This is a genomic window from Streptomyces sp. NPDC021212 (genome assembly GCF_044332925.1).
GTDB lineage: Bacteria > Actinomycetota > Actinomycetes > Streptomycetales > Streptomycetaceae > Streptomyces.
The window spans coordinates 22,747-41,041 of the sequence record NZ_JBIRPZ010000014.1 but is presented as its reverse complement, the minus strand read 5'-3'; the positions used below and the strand labels follow the sequence as shown (position 1 = coordinate 41,041).

Here is an 18,295-nt window from a genome sequence, read left to right as displayed (position 1 = left end):
GACGCCAGGTATCCGGCGCCGGCGACCGCGGGCTCCCGCGGTCCTAACCCGGCGCGGCCGCCAGCTCCTGCTGCAGCGCCCCCAGCGGTATCCACGCCCAAAGTGGCCGGTGCTGGGTCTCATAGAGCACTTCGTACACGGCTTTGTCAAGTTCGCAGGCACGCAGAAGCGCGCGCGGACCGGAGTCGAGCGGCCTGCCTGCGGTGTAGCCCTGCAGGAACTCCCGACGGGTCCGCAGCGCCCAGCACCGGGCGCGGTCCTCCTCGACCCCGTCCGGCGCTGGCTGCTCGGCCGCGGCCTGGTGGGCGGCGTAGTCGAAGGACCGGAGCATGCCGGCCACGTCCCGCAGGGGGGAGTGGCGGCCGGCCCGTTCCGCAGGGTCCGCCAGCGGCTCGCCCTCGAAGTCGAGCAGCAGCCATCCGGTGCCGGTCCGCAACGTCTGTCCCAGGTGCAGGTCGCCGTGGATTGGGTGGGCGATCCCGGCCTCGGCCGGACGCAGGGCCGCGACTGACGCGAAGGTCTCCCGCAGCGGTGCCGCCAGCGGTTCGAGCTGCGCGCACTGCTTCAGGGCCCGCTCCAGCCGCCGCAGGAACCCCTCGGACATCCGCAGGTAGTCGTCCGGCCCCATGACCACCCGGCCGCCCGACCCGGCCAGGTCGCGGTGGACGGCCGCGACCGCCGCTCCGAGGTGTCGTATCTGCTCCGGGAAGTCCCGGTGCGAGGGATCGCCGTCGCCCTGCGCGGCCGCCACTGCGAAAGCCCAACCGTCCGTCGCGTCCGGCAGGTACCGCTGGATGGTGGCGAAGGTGGCGCCTGTTGCTGCGTCCTCCACCGCCCCCAGCAATGGCGTGACGTGCGGTGATCCGGCGTCTCGCAGTAGCCGGTGCACCGTCAGGTCGGTGCTGGGGCCGGACCCCGGCCGCCGGAACAGCTTGAGGATGTATTCCTCCCCCGCGACGACTGAGCTGTTGCTCTGCTCCGTACCGAGCGGCTGGACCGCCAGATCTGTCCCGGGAGGCGCGCCGACCCCCGACTCCGGGCGGTAGCGCACGCCGTCCATGGCGCGACCCTGCACCGTGTGCCGGATCAGGGCGTTGACCAGAGCCGGGTCGTCGAGCGCGTCGTAGACGGCGAGGGCACCGACGTGTGCCACCACGCCGTCGCCAGCCGGGGCGCCTGCGGCGTCGCGTACTCCCAGGGGGACGAGGTAGGTCTCCTCGTCGGCGCCGCCGCCGTCCCGGGCGCGAACCAGGACGAATGCGCCGGTGGACGCCGCGTCGGGGGCGCTGCTGGCGAACCGGTGCACTCCGTGCACGCTCACCTCGGTGAGCGGGGTGCTGCCGCCCGCGAACCACCGCTGCTTCGGCAGCCACGTCGCCAGGCCCCGACCCACCTCGGTTGAACGCAGCATCGCGGCGACGGACAGGGGAAGTGCAGTCACCGGTCCTCCTCTGCCGTGAGTGCCAACCAGTAGGTGCCGTGACCGGACAGCGTCAGCCGGTAGGGCGTGTCGTCGACCGGGGGGAACTTGGTGCCACCGGTGAGCTCGACCGGGGTCGTGCCGGGTGCTGCGGGCAGGCGCAGTGAGACCGGTTGCGGTGAGGCCGCGAAGTTGTTGACGCATACCACCGTGTCCCAGGTGCCGTCCTGCGCCCTGTGTTCCCGCACGTAGGCGAGGACCTTGTCGTTGGAGGTGGCCAGTTCCCGGTAGGTGCCCAGCCCGAAGGCGGGGTGAGCGCGGCGGACGGCGAGCATCCGGCGGGTCCAGTGCAGCAGCGACGCCGGCGTCTTCATCTGTGCTTCGACGTTGACGGACTGGTAGCCGTAGACGGCGTCCATGTTGACGGGCAGGCGCAGCCGCCCCGGGTCCGCGGTGGAGAATCCCGCGTTGCGGTCCGGCGACCACTGCATGGGGGTGCGCACCGCGTCCCGGTCGTCGAGCCAGATGTTGTCGCCCATGCCGATCTCGTCCCCGTAGTACAGGATCGGGCTGCCGGGTAGCGACAGCAGCAGCGCGGTGCACAGTTCGATCCGGTCGCGGTCGTTGTCCAGCAGGGGGGCGAGACGTCTGCGGATGCCGATGTTGGCCCGCATGCGGGGATCCTGGGCGTACTGGGCCCACATGTAGTCGCGCTCCTCGTCGGTGACCATCTCCAGGGTCAGTTCGTCGTGGTTGCGCAGGAAGATGACCCACTGGCTGCCTTCCGGGATGTCCGGGGTGGCGGCGAGGATGTCGGAGACCGGCAGGCGGCTTTCCTGTCGCACGGCCATGAAGATCCGCGGCATCAGCGGGAAGTGGAAGGCCATGTGGCACTCGTCCCCGCCGGCTGCCGGGTCGCCGAAGTAGTCCACGGCGTCACGGGGCCACTGGTTGGCCTCGGCGAGCAGCACGCGGCCCGGATACTCGTCGTCGACGACCTTGCGTACGAGTTTCAGGAAGGCGTGGGTCTCGGGCAGGTTCTCGCAGTCGGTGCCCTCCCTCGCGAACAGGTACGGCACCGCGTCTAAGCGGAAGCCGTCGATCCCCAGGTCCAGCCAGAACCGCAGCACGTCGAGCATGGCGTCCTGCACCCGCGGGTTGTCGTAGTTGAGGTCCGGCTGGTGGGAGAAGAATCGGTGCCAGTAGTACTGGCGGCGCACCGGGTCGTACGTCCAGTTGGAGCTTTCCGTGTCGACGAAGATGATCCGGGCCTGCGGGTAGCCGCTGTCGTCGTCGGCCCACATGTAGAAGTCGCCGTAGGGGCCCAGGGGGTCGCTGCGGGATTGCTGGAACCACGGGTGCGCGTCGGAGGTGTGGTTCATGACCAGGTCGATGATGACCCGGATGCCCCGAGAGTGGGCTGCCTCCAGCAGGGCGACGAAGTCGTCGATGCGGCCGAACTCGCGCAGCACCGTGCGGTAGTCGCTGATGTCGTAGCCGCCGTCTCGTAGCGGCGAGGCGAAGATCGGGGGGAGCCACAGGCAGTCGATCCCGAGCCAGCGCAAGTAGTCCAGCTTGTCGGCGAGGCCCCTGAGATCGCCGGTGCCGTCCCCGTCGCTGTCGGCGAAGGAGCGGGCCAGCACTTCGTATAAGACCGCGTGCCGGAACCAGTCGGGCTGGTCGGACACGGTGGGGACGGCCGTCTCAGCCATGGCTCACCACGCTCCAGATCTGGGCCGTCGCGCGGGTCGGTTCCACGACGGCTTCGTGGTCGTCGCTCCACTCGGTCACTTCTCCGCCGATCTCGTCCCGCAGCGCCAGCCGGCCGTCCGTCGCGGACGCCGCCAGCGCGGACACGGCGCCGCGCACCGTGCCCTTCTCGGCGTCGTGCGGGTTGAGGGTGACCACGCAAAGGACCGTGTCGGCCGTAGCCGGATCGGTTTTGACGTAGGCGAGCAGTCCGTCGTTGTCGACGTCGAGGAAGTGGATGCGCCGCAGTTGCTGGAGCGCCGGGTGGGCGCGCCGGATCTCGTTGAGACGGGTGATCCACGGTGCCAGCGTGCGGCCTTGGCGCGCGGCAGCAGCGTGGTCGCGCGGGCGCAGTTGGTACTTCTCCGAGTCGAGGTACTCTTCGGAGCCCTGGCGCACCGGCCGGTGCTCGTACAGTTCGTAGCCCGAGTAGACGCCCCAGGCCGGGGAGAGCGTGGCGGCGAGCGCGGCCCGCAGGGCGAACATCGCCGGACCGCCGAGTTGCAGGGACTGCTGCAGGATGTCCGGCGTGTTGACGAAGAGGTTCGGCCGCAGGAAGTCGGCCCCCGCGGCGAGTTCGCGCGCGTACGAGGTGAGCTCCTGCTTGGATGTGCGCCAGGTGAAATAAGTGTACGACTGGGTGAAGCCGGCCTTGGCCAGCCCCTGGAGCACGGCCGGCCTGGTGAAGGCCTCCGCGAGGAACAGGGCGTCAGGGCAGGTGTCCTTGACCCGCCAGATCAGGTAGTCCCAGAAAGCTGGCGGCTTGGTGTGCGGATTGTCGACGCGGAAGACACGCACCCCGTGGGCGGCCCAGAACAGTGTGATCCGCAGCAGCTCCGGCCACAGGCCGTCCGGGTCGTTGTCGAAGTTCAGCGGATAGATGTCCTCGTAGGACTTCGGCGGGTTCTCCGCGTACGCAATGCTGCCGTCGGGGCGTGTGGTGAACCACTCGGGGTGGCTGGTGACCCATGGGTGGTCCGGCGAGCACTGGAAGGCGAGGTCGAGCGCGACCTCCATGCCCAGGTCTCGGGCGGCGGCTACGAATGCGTCGAAGTCCTCCAGAGTGCCGAGCGCGGGATGTATAGCGTCGTGGCCGCCGTCCGCGGAGCCCACCGCCCACGGCGAGCCGACGTCGCCGGGCCCGGCGTGCAGGGAGTTGTTGGGCCCCTTGCGGTGGGTGCTGCCGATGGGGTGCACCGGCGGCAGGTAGACGACATCGAAGCCCATGCCGGCGATGCGCGGCAGGTCCTTCGCGGCGGTGGCGAAGGTGCCGTGCACTGGGGAGCCGGTGCTGTTCGTACCACCGGTTGAGCGGGGAAACATCTCGTACCAGGCGCCGTGCAGCGCGCGGGCGCGGTCGACCCAGACGTGCTGCACGGTTCCCGGAGTCAGCAAGTCCTGCAGCGGGTGCCGGGCGATGAGCGCGGAAATCTCCTCTGCCAGCGCCGGGCCCAGCCGCCGCGGCAGCTCAAGGTCGTCCCGGCGGAGCCGGGCGGCGGCCAGTAGCGGGGTCTGCGGCTCGCCGCATTCGGCTGCGAGCCGTTCCAGGAGCCGTGCCCCGGTCTCCAGATCTGCCGCGAGCCGTTCCGCCTGCCAGCCAGCCACTGTCTTCGCGCGGACGGTGTGGAGCCAGGTGGCCCACGGGTCGCCCCACGCCTCGACGTGGTAGAGCCACATGCCTTCCCGGTCTGGGACGACGGTGGCCTCCCATCGGTCCAGGCCCTGGTCAGTGAGGGCCATGGGCACTCTCGTCACCGTGTCTTGGGTGTCAATGTGGCGCCACACGACACCGGCGGCGACGGCGTCGTGGCCCTCACGCCACACGGTCGCGGTCACCGGAACGTGTTCGCCGACCACTGCCTTGGCGGGGTAGCTGCCACCGTCCACCACCGGCCCCACGTCCGTGATAGCAAATCTACCGGTCAATGCTCCACTCCCTCCACAAGAACCTGCGGTATCTGCCGCAATTCTGCGGAGCGGGCGCCCAATTGGCGGGCCACGGACGGCCGGATCGGTTGCACTGCGTCAACTCGTGTAAGTCGCCCGTGCTATACCGAACGGTAATGTGGGATTGTCTGTTCCGCCACTGGGTTAACTTGCCCAAGTGGCCAGACCAGGGGCCAGTGGTGTTGCCCGGTCGGAAGCCGTCTTGTTCTACTCGATTGGCCCGCCGTCGGGGTGAACCCCCGCTCTGAGGTGGATTCAAGAAGCGTTCCGTCCCCGAAAGCGATGGAGGAAAGTGTGTCCAGGCGGATTCTTGTTGTCCTGTCCGAGTACGGATATTGGGGGGAGGAACTCGTCGGCCCGGTCGAGGCCTTCGACAAGCGCGGTTACCAGGTGACGTTCATGACGCCGACGGGCAAGCGGGCGCAGGCACTCCCGCCGAGCGTCGACCCGGAGTACATCGACCCCCCGCTCGGGCGGTCGGTCACCACGCGAGACATGGCCCGCCGGGCGTCCGAACTCGACGCCTCCGCCCGCCTCGACAACCCGCTGAGCCTTCAGGACCTGGTGCCCGAGCGCCCCTACTACAGCGCCCTGAACCACCTGCGTGAACTGGAGAACTACCACCGTCGGCTCGACTCGGCCTTGACCGACCTGGTGTCCGGCTTCGACGCCCTGGTCATCGTCGGCGGCTCCGGCCCCATCGTCGACCTGGCCAACAACGAGCGGCTGCACGAGGTGGTGCTCGCCTTCACCGCGGCCGACAAGCCGATCCTCGCCGAATGCTACGGCGTAGCAGTCTTGGCCTTCGCCCGCGACCTGGAGAGCCGGGAGAGCATCCTGTGGGGCAAGCACGTCACAGGCCACCCCAAGGAGTACGACTACAAGGACGGCACCGGCTTTATCGGCGTGGAGTTCAACATGGGTCCGCCGCCGTACCCGCTCGAGTACATCTTGCGTGACGCCACGGGACACGAAGGCGCCTTCCACGGAAATGTGGGCAAGGAGACCTCCGTCATCGTCGATTTCCCCTTCGTGACAGCCCGGTCGACGCCGGACTCTATCCTCGGCGGCGAGAAGCTGGTGGAGGCACTGGAAAACGGCCTGCGCCGCTACGGCTGGTAATAACCCCCTACCTTCGGAAAGGATTCCCGTTATGCCTGCCAGGCCTGGGAAAGCCGCAATATTCGAGCAGTTCGCGGCCGACGGCATCAGCTACATTTTCGGCAATCCAGGGACGGTGGAGCAGGGCTTCCTCGACGAGGGCGACCGCGCCGGTGGACTGTCCTACGTCCTGGCGCTGCATGAGGGCGTAGCCGTCGGCATGGCCGACGGCTACGCCCGAGCCGCCCAGCGCCCGGGACTCGTGCAACTGCACAGCGGGGTGGGGCTCGGCAACGGTATCGGCATGCTCTACCAGGCCAAGCGCGGTGGTTCACCACTGGTGGTGCTCGTGGGCGAGGCGGGAGTGCGCTACGACGCCATGGACGGGCAGATGGCCGCCGACCTGGTGGCCATGGCCGAACCCGTGACCAAGTACGCCACCCGCGTGGTTGATCCGTCCTCCACGCTGCGGGTTCTGCGCCGCGCAGTGAAGATCGCCATGACCCCGCCCCGGGGGCCGGTTGTCGTCGTCCTGCCCGCGGACGTGATGGACGAGGCGACCGCGGAACCGGCGGTGCCCACTTCGCTGCCCGACACCCGGTCCGCGCCGGCCCCGGAGGCTGTCGAACAGGCGGCCCGTCTCCTCCGCGACGCCCGGCGTCCGCTGATCCTCATGGGCGACGGCGTCGCCGCCAGCGGTGCGCAACGGGAATTGACGGCGGTCGCCGAGCGGTTGGGGGCCCGAGTGTGGGGCGTCAACTCCTCCGAGGTCAACTTCGACACGCGGCATCCGCTGTACGGCGGGGTGACGGGACACATGTTCGGCAAGGACAGCGCCCGGATAGTGGCGGACGCCGACGCCGTACTCATCGTCGGCACGTACGTCTTCCCCGAGGTCTTTCCGTACCTGGAGAGCCCTTTCGCCGAGCGAACCCGCATCGTCCACATCGACCTGGACGCCTACGAGATCGCGAAGAACTTTCCCGTCGACATCGGCCTGGTCGCCGACCCCGCACTTACACTTGCCAGTCTCGCCCAGGCGCTGGGCCCCGGTCCGCGGATCGTCCCCCCGTCGCCGCCCGTCGCCAGGCCGCTGCCGGCGCTGGACGACGAACCACTGATGGAGACCTTCGCCAGGGTTCTGGCCGAGCGATCCCCCGAGGGGCTGGCGGTATTCGACGAGGCGCTCACCTCCGGGGGTGCGCTTGCCACCTACCTGCCGCCGCGCGAGCCCGGACGGTTCTTCCAGACCCGCGGCGGATCGCTCGGTGTGGGAATCCCGGGCGCGCTGGGGTTGAAGCTGGCCCGCCCCGAGCTGCCGGTGATCGGCTTCACCGGAGACGGCGGCAGCATGTACACCTTCCAAGCGCTATGGACCGCGGCCCGGGAAGGCATCGACGCCAAGTTCGTGATCTGCAACAACGGCCGCTACCGGCTCCTCGACCTGAACATCGGTCAGTATTGGGCCGAACGGGACATCGCGCCGCATCCTGTTCCGGACGCCTTCGATCTCACCCGGCCGGCCATCGCCTTCAGCGCGCTCAGTGCGTCGTTGGGAGTCCCCGCCCGCCGGGTCGAGAAGCGCGACCAGGTCGAGGACGCTATCCGCGATATGTGGGCCCACGACGGTCCGTTTCTCGTGGATCTGGTGGTGGACTGATGACCGTCGTGTCGCTGGAGGGGCGGCCGCGTGCCGCCGCCAGTACCCCGGTACTGACCTTGCCCGAGGCCGAACGTCTGGTGCGCGACTGGTTGCGCAGGTTGCGCGACGGGGCCGCGCCGGAGGAACTGTCCGCGCACTTCGCCAATGGGATGCGCCTGGAGTTGCCGGAGCGGATCGTGCGCGGTCCCGAGGAGTTCGCCGACTGGTGGCGGGACGGCGCCCACCACATACTCACCGGTCTCCCGCTGGGTGGTGGGGCGCTGGAGGTGACGCTCTCCTCCCCCGTGCACGCCCAGGTGGTCGTCACCCTGCAGTCCGCCGGGGCGGACAGCCCACCGAGTCAGGAGTGGTGGGTGGTGCTGCGGGACGGGATCGCCCAGATCCGTGCCATCACCGTCACCGGTCTGCATCCCGAGCCACTTCTCGCCCCGACGGCCGTCGCCGCACCGGAGCCGGCACACGCGTGAACCACCGGGCGGGCCCGTCGCACCCCCTCTGGGTGCCGGGCCCGCCTTTCTCCGTTCGCCATCAGCCAAGGAAGAAATCATGACCACCAACCTTGTCATGCCGCGCCCACGACTGACCGGCCGGCGCATCGGGATCCTCGCCGAGAGCGACTTTGTGGAGGAGGAGATCTCCTACTACCAGCATCGGTTCGCGGAGGAGGGCGCCGAGGTCGTCCTGCTTACCCGGCTGTGGGGGAACCCGTCGCTCACCTTCACCGGCCACGAGCAGCGAGCACCGCTCACCGTCAGCGGCGACCTCGAAGGGCTCGACTACACCGAACTCTCCCGCTACTCCGCCCTGCTGGTGCCCTCCGGGATGGTTTCCGACCGGCTGCGCTTCAGCGAGAACGTGGACACCCCTGCGCCGGCCGTCGAGCTGATGCGCCGTGCGTTTCGTCTGCCCAGGCTGATCAAGGCGTTCTCCTGCCACGCATTGTCCCTGGTCTCGGCGGCCCCCGAGCTGATCGCCGGACGCCCCGTCACCTGCCACAACAACCTTGTCGGCGACGTTCGAAACATGGGCGCCGTCTACACCAACCAGGACGTCGTCGCCGACAACGACCTGGTGACCGGGCGCACGGTGGCTGAGTGCCATCTGCTCGCCCGCGCCGTGATCGAACTTCTGGACCGGCCGGCCGAGCAGGTGGATCCGTCCCCGCAGGAACTGGAGGCAGCATGACCACGCCCACGCCGGCAGGCATCCCGTTCCCCTTCTCCGAGAGCACCGCCGGCTACGTGGTCGAGCGGCGCGGTCGGGAGGTCGAACTGCGTACCCTCGACGACCGGCGGGTGACCGTCCACCTGACCGACACCACGCACGGGCAGCGGCTGCGCAACCTGGGAGAGCCGTACGACGACGTTAGCGGATCGCTGCACGAACTGCTGCGGCCCGGCACCTTCCTCTTCTGCTACGGCCCGGTGTACCCCGAAACGGGCGGGCTGCGCTTCCAGGCGGCGCAACTGCTCTTCGTCGGCGAGGCGGACGGCGCCGGCTGGCCCTTCGAACGCCCCGGCTGGTGGCGTGAGCAACTGGCGCGGATCGCGGCCTTCTACCGCCGCTCGCAGTTCGGTCACGGCCCGGTCGACTTCGACGACTACCGGACGGTGATCAGCGGCAGCGGCGGCAAGACGGAGCAGCACGTCCAGGAGACGGACACCATCTCCCGCATGGTCTACGGCATGGCCAGCGCGTACATGCTGACCGGCGACGAGAAGGCGCTGGAGGTCGCCGAGAAGGGGGCGCGCTACCTCCATGACCACATGCGGTTCATCGATCCGGACGAGGACATCGTGTACTGGTACCACGGCATCGACGTCACCGGCGGCCGCGAACACCAGCTCTTCGCCTCCGAGTTCGGGGACGACTACCGGGCCATTCCCGCCTACGAGCAGATCTACGCCCTGGTCGGCCTCACCCAGACCTACAGGTTGACCGGCTCGCCGCGGATCCGCGCGGACATCGAGGGCACCGTCCGGCTCTTCGAGAAGCACTTCGCCGACCGGCGGCTGGGCGGCTACTACTCGCACATCGACCCCGTCACCCTCAGCGCCCACCACGAGAGCCTCGGCCCGAACCGCGCCCGCAAGAACTGGAACTCGGTTGGCGACCATGCGCCCGCCTACCTGTTCAACTTGTTCCTGGCCACCGGCGAGAAGCGCTACCGAGACATGCTGGAGCACACCTTCGACATGATCGTCACGCACATGCCGGACGACGCCAGCCCGTTCGTCCAGGAGAGGTTCCATGCGGACTGGATGCCCGACCGCGAATGGGGCTGGCAGCGGGATCGTGCCGTCGTGGGCCACAACCTCAAGATCGCATGGAACCTCATGCGGATGAGAGGCATGCTCCCCAAGAGGGAGTACCTGGCACTGGCCGAGCGGATCGGCAGCACTATGCCCGGTGTCGGCCGCGACGCCCAGCGGGGCGGCTGGTACGACGTGGTGGAGCGGCGGGCCCGGGACGGACGTCACCCCTTCGTCTGGCACGACCGCAAGACGTGGTGGCAGCAGGAGCAGGCCATCCTCGCCTACCTCATCCTGGCCGGTGGCACGGACCGGGAGGACTTCCTCACCCACGCCCGGGAGTCCTCCGCCTTCTACAACGCGTTCTTCCTCGACCACGATGAGGGCGGGGTCTTCTTCACTGTCCTGGCCCAGGGCCTGCCTTTCCTCGTCGGCAATGAACGGCTCAAGGGCAGCCACGCTATGGCCATGTACCACAAGGCCGAACTCTGCTTCCTGGCTGAGGCGTACACCCGGCTCCTCATCAACCGGGAGCCGCTCGACCTGTACTTCTGCCCCGGACCTGACGCCCGCTTTACCGACGGGCTGCTGCGCGTTGCCCCCGACGTCCTCCCGCTCGGCCACGTCGTCCTGGACCAGGTGCTGATCGACGGAGCGCCGCACCACGACTTCGACGCCGAGGCGATGGCTGTACGCCTGCCGGAGAGCGACCAGCGGCTGCGGGTGCGGGCCCGGCTGCGCCCGGTGCGGGACTAGGGGGCCGCCGCCGTGACCACCCGTGAACTCCTTGCTCCCGCCCGCTGGTGCACTACCGCCGGGCGGGCACAGCCGCTGGGCGCGAGCCACGTGCCCGGCGGTGTCAACTTCGCCCTCCACGCGAGTGGTGCCAGCGCCGTGCGGCTGGTGCTGATGGCTGCCACGGACGGGGCCCCGGTGGCCGAACTGCCGTTCCCCGAGAGTGGCCGGTTCGGCACCCTGTTCACCGTCACCGTGCACGGCCTGGACCCCGGTCGCTTCCACTACGGGTACCGCGTTGAGTACACGTCCGGCGGGCTCTCGCCCGTTCTGCTTGACCCCTACGCCACGGAACTCGCCGGCGCGGGGGAGTGGGGTGAACGCCCCCGTTATCGGTGCGCCGTACCGGCGGACGACTTCGACTGGGGCGAGGATCGCCCCCCGGGCATCCCGCAGGACGAACTCATCGTCTACGAGACGCACGTGCGGGGGTACACCCGGCACGCCTCGTCCGCGGTCACGAGTCCGGGAACATATGCCGGTTTGCGCGAGAAGATCCCCTACCTGCGCGGCCTCGGCGTCAACTGTGTCGAACTGCTGCCCCTCTTCGAGTTCGACGAGACGGACAACACGTATGTGTCGCCCACCACCGGCGAGCCGCTGCGCAACTTCTGGGGCTACAACAGCGTCGGCTTCTTCGCGCCGAAGGCCGGCTACGCCGCGGACACCGGGCCGGGAGGCCCGGCCCGAGAACTGAAGGGCCTGGTCAAGGCATTGCACGCGGCGGGTATCGCGGTGATCCTCGACGTCGTCTACAACCATACGGCCGAGGGCGACCACCGCGGGCCCACCCTCTCGCTACGCGGCCTGGACGAGTCCGCCTACTACCTGCTGGACGACCAGGGCCGACCTGTCAACCTCACCGCCACCGGCAACACCGTGAACTGCAACCACCCGGTGACCCGCGCTCTCATCCTGGACAGCCTGCGCCACTGGGCCACCGAGTACCGTGTCGACGGTTTCCGCTTCGACATGGCAGCTGTCCTCACCCGCGGCAGTGACGGTCTGACGCTGTCCGCCCCGCCGCTCGTCGAGGCCATCGCCCGCGACCCGGCCCTGGCCCACTGCGTGCTCGTTGCGGAGGCCACAGATGCCGCCGGTGCCTACCAGGTCGGCTCGTTCCCCGCCTATGGCAGGTGGAGCGAGTGGAACATGCGCTACCGGGACGCCATCCGGCGTTTCTTGCTGGGGCGGCCCGGCTCGGCAGGCGAGTTCGCCACCCGACTGGTCGGTTCGCCGGACCTGTACCCCGGACGCGGTGCCACCCCCTCGGTCAACTACATCACCTGCCACGACGGGCTCACCCTCGCCGACTGGACCTCCTACGACCGCCGCCACAACGAGGCCAACGGCGAGGACGGGCGGGACGGCATCCCGGATGAAGAGAGCTGGAACTGCGGGCACGAGGGCCCCACCGACGACCCTCCCGTCCTGCTGCTGCGTGCCCGGCAGGCCCGCAACGCCCTGCTGCTGCTCCTGGCCAGCCAGGGAGTCCCCATGCTGCTGGCGGGCGACGAGTTCGGACGCACGCAGCACGGCAACAACAACGCCTACGGGCAGGACAGCCCACTCGGCTGGGTCGACTGGGACCGGCGCGCGTCGCACGCCGGGCTGCTCGACTTCACTCGTCGCGCCATCGCGTTGCGCAAGGCGCATCCGGTGCTCCGCCGCACCGCCCATCCGGACGGAGACAGCAGGCCCGCCGCGCCGTGTCCGCCGGTCAGTTGGCACGGGGAGGAACCGTGGCAGCCAGACTGGTCCTCCGGATCCACCCTGCTCGCCGCGATGCTCTGCGAGGAACGCGACGACGGCCCCGCGGACTGTGTCTACCTGGCGGTCAACTCAGGAGGCTCCGGGCGGACGGTGCGACTTCCCGAACCGCCGCCGGACCTTCGCTGGCACGTCTTCGCCGACACAGGGTCCCCGGCCCATCAGAACGGTCACGAGGTGGGTGAGGAACCCGTCTGCTCCCGTACTCACTGGCAGCTGGCCGCCCATGCGAGCCTGCTGCTCGTCGCCGGTCCCGCGGGCCGCGGCGCCGGACCGTGAGGCCGCGGCGCTGGCCGGTGGTCCCCGCACCGGTGCGGGGACCACCGGCCAGCGCCGGCGCGTGCGTGCCGTGGTCACACCGTGGTGAGCGTGTTCGGGTCGAGGGTAACGATGGTCATCGAACGGTCGAGGCCGGCCAGACGCAGTTGCGATACCAGCGCGGGGGAGGCCCCCTCGACCACCACCTCCGCGGCGTGCGGCACCTGCTGGCCCGCGAAGGCCAGGCACCGGACTGCTGCCCCCGGCAGTGTTTCCGTGTCGTGCACATCGATCACCAGACGCCGCGTGACCTGCCGGACGGCCCGGTCCAGGACCGAGCGCACGGTCTCGACATCGTGGTTCTCGCCGGCCAGGCGTACCACGGTGCTGCTGCCCGCGGTGCCGAGACTGACGTCAAAGCTCATGACTCCTCCACATCCCTTCGTGCTACGGAATTGCATTCCGGGGTCGAACCACATCTTCGCGTAAAAAGGATTGCGGACGTGTCCAAGCCCTGTCCAATAACTCTTGGCATGACGTGAACGAATGGATATCGACACGAAACTTCTGCGTCACTTCGGAGAGCTGGCGCGGGAGGGGAACCTTACCCGGACCGCGCAACTGCTCTTCATTACGCAGCCTTCGTTGACGAAACAAATCAGAAAACTTGAAACCCTCATGGGCGTGCGGCTCTTCAGCCGGGGTCGTCACGGAATGGAGTTGACTGCGGCAGGCTCCGAACTTGCCGCGCGACTGCCCGACCTGCTGGCCGGGTGGGACGACCTGGTGCACCGCACGCGGGGAGCAGCCCGCGACGCCGTGCGCGTCCTGCGGGTTGGCTTCGTGACCAGTGCCGCCAACGAGGACACCCAGCCGATCCTCGCCGAATTCGCCGGCCGGCGGCCGGGCTGGCGGGTCGAGATGCGGCAGACGGAGTGGAGCGATCCCACGGCTGGTCTCGCCGCGGGCGACGTCGACGTCGGTCTGCTGCGGCTTCCCTTCCCGGGGCAGGACCGGTTCCACCACGAAATACTGATCACCGAACCTCGCTGGATCGCCCTGCCGGTCGGCCACCGCCTCGCCCATCAGCGCCAAATCGCCTTCGAGGAAGTACTGGACGAGGCCTTCGTCGCCACCCCGGAGGAGTCCGGCTGGTGGCGAGAGTACTGGCTCGCCACCGAGGAGCGCCGTGGCCACCCGGTCCGGGTGGGCACCGTGGCACGTACCCCGGACGAATGGCTGTACGCGGTCGCCGGAGGCTACGGCGTCAGCCTCACCCCCAGAGCCACCGCCTCCTTCTATCAGCGCCCCGACGTCGTATACCGGCCACTGACCGGGGTGGCGCCCAGCTGGGTGGGAGTGGTCTGGCCGTGTGGAGACCGGACCCCGTCCGTCGTACGGGACTTCGTCGAAAGCTGCCTCACTGTCCGTGACAGACACCCGTCGGTCATGGTGAGCGGAATCACAGGCGCGGAGTTCCCAAAGTCGCACCGGAATTGATTGGCATTGCCGCGATCCAAAAGACGCTGCAACTCTGAGTGATCTTGCGACTTTGTACAGTCGCCACCTGGGCCTGACCTTGCCCGAGGTGTCCTACGAGGATGTCAACAGTGTCGGCAGCGATGAAGACAAGTCCCCCCTGAAGCTACGACACTCCCACACCCGGCACCGCATCCTCAGCGCAGCACACCGCAGGTCGGACGACCCTCGGACCCTGCTCGACCACCCCGTGCTGCGTCTGACCGTCGCCGGCCACCAGGCCTACCTTGAGCCCGACATCATCGCCTTCCAGCATGACGGCGACTTCCACATCGTCGAGGTCAAATCCTTCCCCGTGATCTACGGACGGCCCGATCCCGTCAAGGTCACCGCGGCGTTGACCCAGGCCGCGGCCTACGTCCTGGCCCTGCGTGAACTCCTCGCCGACGACGGCATCCCAAGGGACCGTGTCTCCGACACGGTGATCCTGGTCAACCCGCGCAACTTCTCCCGCCACCCCACCGCCACGCCCCACAACGCCCGCCAGCAGATCAAGTCCCTGAGCCGCCACCTCGGCCGACTCCGGCGCCTGCCCGAGCTACTGGACAAGCTTCCCCCCGGAACCACCTTCGACCTGGCTCCCGGCTCCGATGGGAAGCCGACCCGGCGCCGCGGTGAACTCGTTGCCGCACTCGCCACCGTGCGGGCCCGCTATACCCCCGGCTGCCGCCATCATTGCGACCTGGCCTTCCACTGCCGCAACGAGGCCCGCAACCAGAGCAGGGCCGAGGCCCTGGGCACCACAGTCCGCGACGACCTGGCAGGAATCGACACCATCGACACGGCCCTGGCGCTCACGGACGGACTACTGCACCCGGCACGGGACCAGAAAGACATCACTCAGGCCCTGCGTCACGCACAGCGCGTCCACGCAGACCTCCAGACGGACATCGCATGAGCCTGCTCACCTCACTGCTGCGGATGCGTGCCGCCGACACCGGCAATGCCCTACGCAGCAGCCAACTACGCCACCTCCATCTCAGCGACCAGCCGCTGATGCTGCTGGCGCTGAAGCGAACCGGCCCCGCCGCACGACCACTGGCCGTCATGCTGGGCACCGACCCGGGCCGGCCCCAGCTCCTGGTCGCGCCGCCCTCAGGAAGCACCGCCCCCATGCTCGCCACTTTGGCAGACGCCCTCACCGGATACATCGAGGCCTGCCAGCGGCACAGCGAACCCTTTCCCGCCACCTCCAACAAGCCGGCACGCCAGCGCTACACCGAAGCCCCCCAGATCCTCGTGCCCAACCCCCAGACAGTGCAGCACCTGAAAGTCCTCGGAGACGACCTGAGATTCCGCGGCGTCGACGATCAGACTCCCCACTCCCGATCCGTCCAGCGCATGGGCCACTGGCTCACCTACCTCACCGACCGCGCCGACATCCCCGGCTCAGCCGCCCTCATCCCCATGACCAGCTTGCTCGGCATGCACTGGGTCACCGGCCAAAGCCCCCTGGAAGACGAGGACCTCGCCACCCTGCTGGCCTGGATCGACCCGCCCCGCCACGCAACCTCGGGGCGCGACGCCGCACACAAAGCAGAAGACCCGGCCGCCCACCGCCCGGCGGGACCAGACACCGACGCCGCCTTCGACAACGAGCAGCTGGCGCCTCTGTTCGACGCCCACGCCCGAGCCCGGTTCGAAGGGCGGGACCAGACCCTCACCATGCAAGAACTCGACCGCATGCTGGCCAGCTACATGCAACCCACCTGGGATTCAATGTGGCAGGCCTACGCGCTCCTGCAAGCCCTCCCCGAAGCCAAGGGCACCGCACGCCGCTGGGACCACGAACGCACTGCATTCACCGACGAATGCATCTACATGACACAGGACGGACGCCCCCGGCCAGCCCGCGAGCAAGCCGTCGCCGCCGCCGTCCGCCTGGCCCGCATGGAACACGGAGCCGCTGCCTTCGCCGCCGAACGCGCCGCCGACGACCCATTTGCACGGGCAGAACTGCGCACCACCGGCGAAGCCTTCGGCGGTACCGTCACCGCGATCGACCCGGAGCACACCCTTCGCGGCCCCACCGGACGGGCACAATGGCGGCCCCGGCTCACCGTTTCCACCACGGACCCCGTGCGCATGGAACCCGGCCAGCTCCTGGCCTGCCACACCTACCGCAACGCCCGCTACAAGATCTGCGAGGTCACTCCGGCCGACGACGACACTCTCGTCGAACTCGAGATCACCGCCGGCATGGGCCCCGCGGCCCGTCCCAACCACGCCGTCCTGCCCGAAGCTGGCGCCTTCCTCGTGCTCACCCTCGCACCGGACCACTACCGGATGCCGGAATTCCCCGCACGAGATCAGACACCCTGGACCCACGGCGGGCCTCCTCCCGATTATCCGGACGACAGCGACGAGGACGAGGGCGACGAGGACGAGGACGAGGGCGAGGAGACACAGTGACACTCCCACACCAGCCCTCGCCGCAGCAGCAGATGGATCAAGCTGCCCGCGCCATCCTGGAGCAACTGCCCACGCTCACCCACCGCGGACTCGTCGTGGACTCCCCGCCCGGCGCCGGCAAATCCACCCTGGTCGCCCAGGCCGCGGACGCCCTGACGCAATCCCATGGCCCCTGCGTCGTCATCGCCCAGACCAACAGCCAGGTCGACCATCTCGTGCGGCGATTCGCCCGACACCACCCTCACCTGCAAACCGCCCGGCTCACCGCAACGGACCACACAGTCCCGCACGACCTGCAGGCACATCCCGCCATCCATATCGGCGCCCGCATCGAAGACCTCGAAAAGACGGCCGACGTCATCGTGGGAACCGCCATGAAATGGGCCACGGTCACCGACCGCCGATGGCCATGGGCGATCATCGACGAGGCCTACCAGATGCGCTCCGACACGCTTCTGTGGACCGCCGGCATCTTCGACCAGGCACTCTTCGTCGGAGACCCCGGACAACTCGACCCCTTCTCCACGGTGGAAACCCACCGCTTCGCAGGCCTGTCCCACGACCCCATGAACAGCGCAGCCGCCGTCCTGCTCGACAACAACCGCGACCTGCCCGTCCACTCCCTGCCCGTGTCCTGGCGCCTGCCACCCTCAGCCGTCCCCCTGATCAGCGACGCCTTCTACCCCTTCACGCCCTTCCACGCGGGAAGCAGTGAAACCGACCGCACCCTCACGTTCTCCATCACCGGCATGCGCACCCCCGCCGACAAGGCCATCGAGAAGGCCGCGCGAACCGGATGGGCACTGCTCGAACTACCCGCCCGCATCACCCACCAGCTCGACGCCGAAGCTTTCCATGCCGTCCTCGGCGTCGCCGAGCGGCTGCTGGTCCGGGGCGCCATCACCACCTGCGAGAAAAACCTCCAGGGGCACGTCCTGCGGCCTGGTGACATCGCCATCGGCACCGCCCACCGCAGCCAGGTCCACCACATCCGTGCCCTCCTGGCACGCCAGTACCCCCAACTGCACGGCATCACCGTCGACACCGCCAACCGACTCCAGGGCTGCGAATTCAGCGTCACCATCGTCCTGCACCCCCTCTCCGGCCGCGGCGACGCCTCAGCCTTCCACCTGGAAGCTGGCCGCCTGTGCGCCCTCACCTCACGACACCGCCACGCCTGCATCGTCGTCGCCCGCGCCGGCATCGCCGAACTCCTCGACGCCCACCCCTCCAACGAACTCGTACGCCCGGGAGCCGCCTCCAAGATTCCCGATGGCTGGGAGGCCAACCATGCAGTTCTCGCCCACCTGGCCGAGCACACCATCCACGCCCAGGAACTGCACGGTCGCCGAAGCGGATGAGCAGCTCGCGGCACGCGCCCGCAACGTG

At 68.9% G+C, this 18,295-nt stretch carries 14 protein-coding genes; 10 read left to right on the top strand and 4 right to left on the bottom strand.

The features are described from left to right. Positions 1–43: 43 nt before the first annotated feature. Genes ACH4SI_RS32200 through ACH4SI_RS32190 form a run of 3 tightly spaced genes read right to left on the bottom strand, consistent with a single transcriptional unit; the run spans position 44 to position 5,095 of the window. On the bottom strand, positions 44–1,441 hold the full coding sequence (locus ACH4SI_RS32200; protein WP_398301934.1) for a hypothetical protein: 1,398 nt from the start codon (positions 1,439–1,441) through the stop codon (positions 44–46). Next, positions 1,438–3,132: a maltose alpha-D-glucosyltransferase gene (gene treS / locus ACH4SI_RS32195; RefSeq protein WP_398301932.1), complete on the bottom strand. Its 1,695-nt coding sequence runs from the start codon at positions 3,130–3,132 to the stop codon at positions 1,438–1,440. The genes ACH4SI_RS32200 and treS overlap by 4 nt, the downstream gene beginning before the upstream one ends. Beyond that, positions 3,125–5,095: an alpha-1,4-glucan--maltose-1-phosphate maltosyltransferase gene (locus ACH4SI_RS32190; RefSeq protein ID WP_398301930.1), complete on the bottom strand. Its 1,971-nt coding sequence runs from the start codon at positions 5,093–5,095 to the stop codon at positions 3,125–3,127. The genes treS and ACH4SI_RS32190 overlap by 8 nt, the downstream gene beginning before the upstream one ends. A gap of 315 nt (positions 5,096–5,410) precedes the next feature. On the opposite strand from ACH4SI_RS32190, the gene ACH4SI_RS32185 reads away from it, so the two are divergent. The 6 genes from ACH4SI_RS32185 (at position 5,411) to ACH4SI_RS32160 (ending at position 12,976) form a co-directional block, all read left to right on the top strand. Then, positions 5,411–6,238 (top strand): type 1 glutamine amidotransferase domain-containing protein, encoded by an 828-nt coding sequence (locus tag ACH4SI_RS32185; protein WP_398301928.1) that lies wholly within the window; start codon positions 5,411–5,413, stop codon positions 6,236–6,238. Between the two features lie 31 nt (positions 6,239–6,269). Further along, a complete protein-coding gene (locus tag ACH4SI_RS32180; RefSeq protein WP_398301926.1) occupies positions 6,270–7,877 on the top strand; it encodes a thiamine pyrophosphate-binding protein in 1,608 nt (535 codons plus the stop codon). Next, positions 7,877–8,347, top strand: coding sequence for a hypothetical protein (locus ACH4SI_RS32175; protein ID WP_067078139.1), 471 nt, complete (start codon positions 7,877–7,879; stop codon positions 8,345–8,347). The genes ACH4SI_RS32180 and ACH4SI_RS32175 overlap by 1 nt, the downstream gene beginning before the upstream one ends. A gap of 79 nt (positions 8,348–8,426) precedes the next feature. Further along, positions 8,427–9,065, top strand: a complete 639-nt coding sequence (locus ACH4SI_RS32170) for a DJ-1/PfpI family protein (RefSeq protein ID WP_398301924.1) — start codon at positions 8,427–8,429, stop codon at positions 9,063–9,065. After that, positions 9,062–10,888, top strand: coding sequence for an AGE family epimerase/isomerase (locus tag ACH4SI_RS32165; protein WP_398301922.1), 1,827 nt, complete (start codon positions 9,062–9,064; stop codon positions 10,886–10,888). The genes ACH4SI_RS32170 and ACH4SI_RS32165 overlap by 4 nt, the downstream gene beginning before the upstream one ends. 12 nt (positions 10,889–10,900) lie before the next feature. Continuing rightward, positions 10,901–12,976 (top strand): glycogen debranching protein, encoded by a 2,076-nt coding sequence (locus ACH4SI_RS32160; protein ID WP_398301920.1) that lies wholly within the window; start codon positions 10,901–10,903, stop codon positions 12,974–12,976. Between the two features lie 74 nt (positions 12,977–13,050). On the opposite strand, the gene ACH4SI_RS32155 is transcribed toward ACH4SI_RS32160, so the two are convergent. Further along, positions 13,051–13,380, bottom strand: coding sequence for a hypothetical protein (locus ACH4SI_RS32155; protein ID WP_067078150.1), 330 nt, complete (start codon positions 13,378–13,380; stop codon positions 13,051–13,053). 121 nt (positions 13,381–13,501) lie between these two features. Here ACH4SI_RS32155 and ACH4SI_RS32150 point away from each other — a divergent pair, with 121 nt between their 5' ends. From ACH4SI_RS32150 to ACH4SI_RS32135, 4 genes are all read left to right on the top strand, one after another. Further along, the gene (locus ACH4SI_RS32150) at positions 13,502–14,455 is read left to right on the top strand and encodes a LysR family transcriptional regulator (RefSeq protein ID WP_398301918.1); all 954 of its coding nucleotides are present in this window, start codon (positions 13,502–13,504) and stop codon (positions 14,453–14,455) included. Between the two features lie 88 nt (positions 14,456–14,543). Next, on the top strand, positions 14,544–15,392 hold the full coding sequence (locus ACH4SI_RS32145) for a hypothetical protein (RefSeq protein WP_398301916.1): 849 nt from the start codon (positions 14,544–14,546) through the stop codon (positions 15,390–15,392). Beyond that, on the top strand, positions 15,389–16,906 hold the full coding sequence (locus tag ACH4SI_RS32140; RefSeq protein ID WP_398301915.1) for a hypothetical protein: 1,518 nt from the start codon (positions 15,389–15,391) through the stop codon (positions 16,904–16,906). Before ACH4SI_RS32145 ends, ACH4SI_RS32140 begins: the two co-directional genes overlap by 4 nt. After that, entirely contained in the window at positions 16,903–18,267 is a 1,365-nt protein-coding gene (locus tag ACH4SI_RS32135) for an AAA domain-containing protein (protein WP_398301913.1), read from the top strand. Before ACH4SI_RS32140 ends, ACH4SI_RS32135 begins: the two co-directional genes overlap by 4 nt. Positions 18,268–18,295 lie beyond the last annotated feature (28 nt).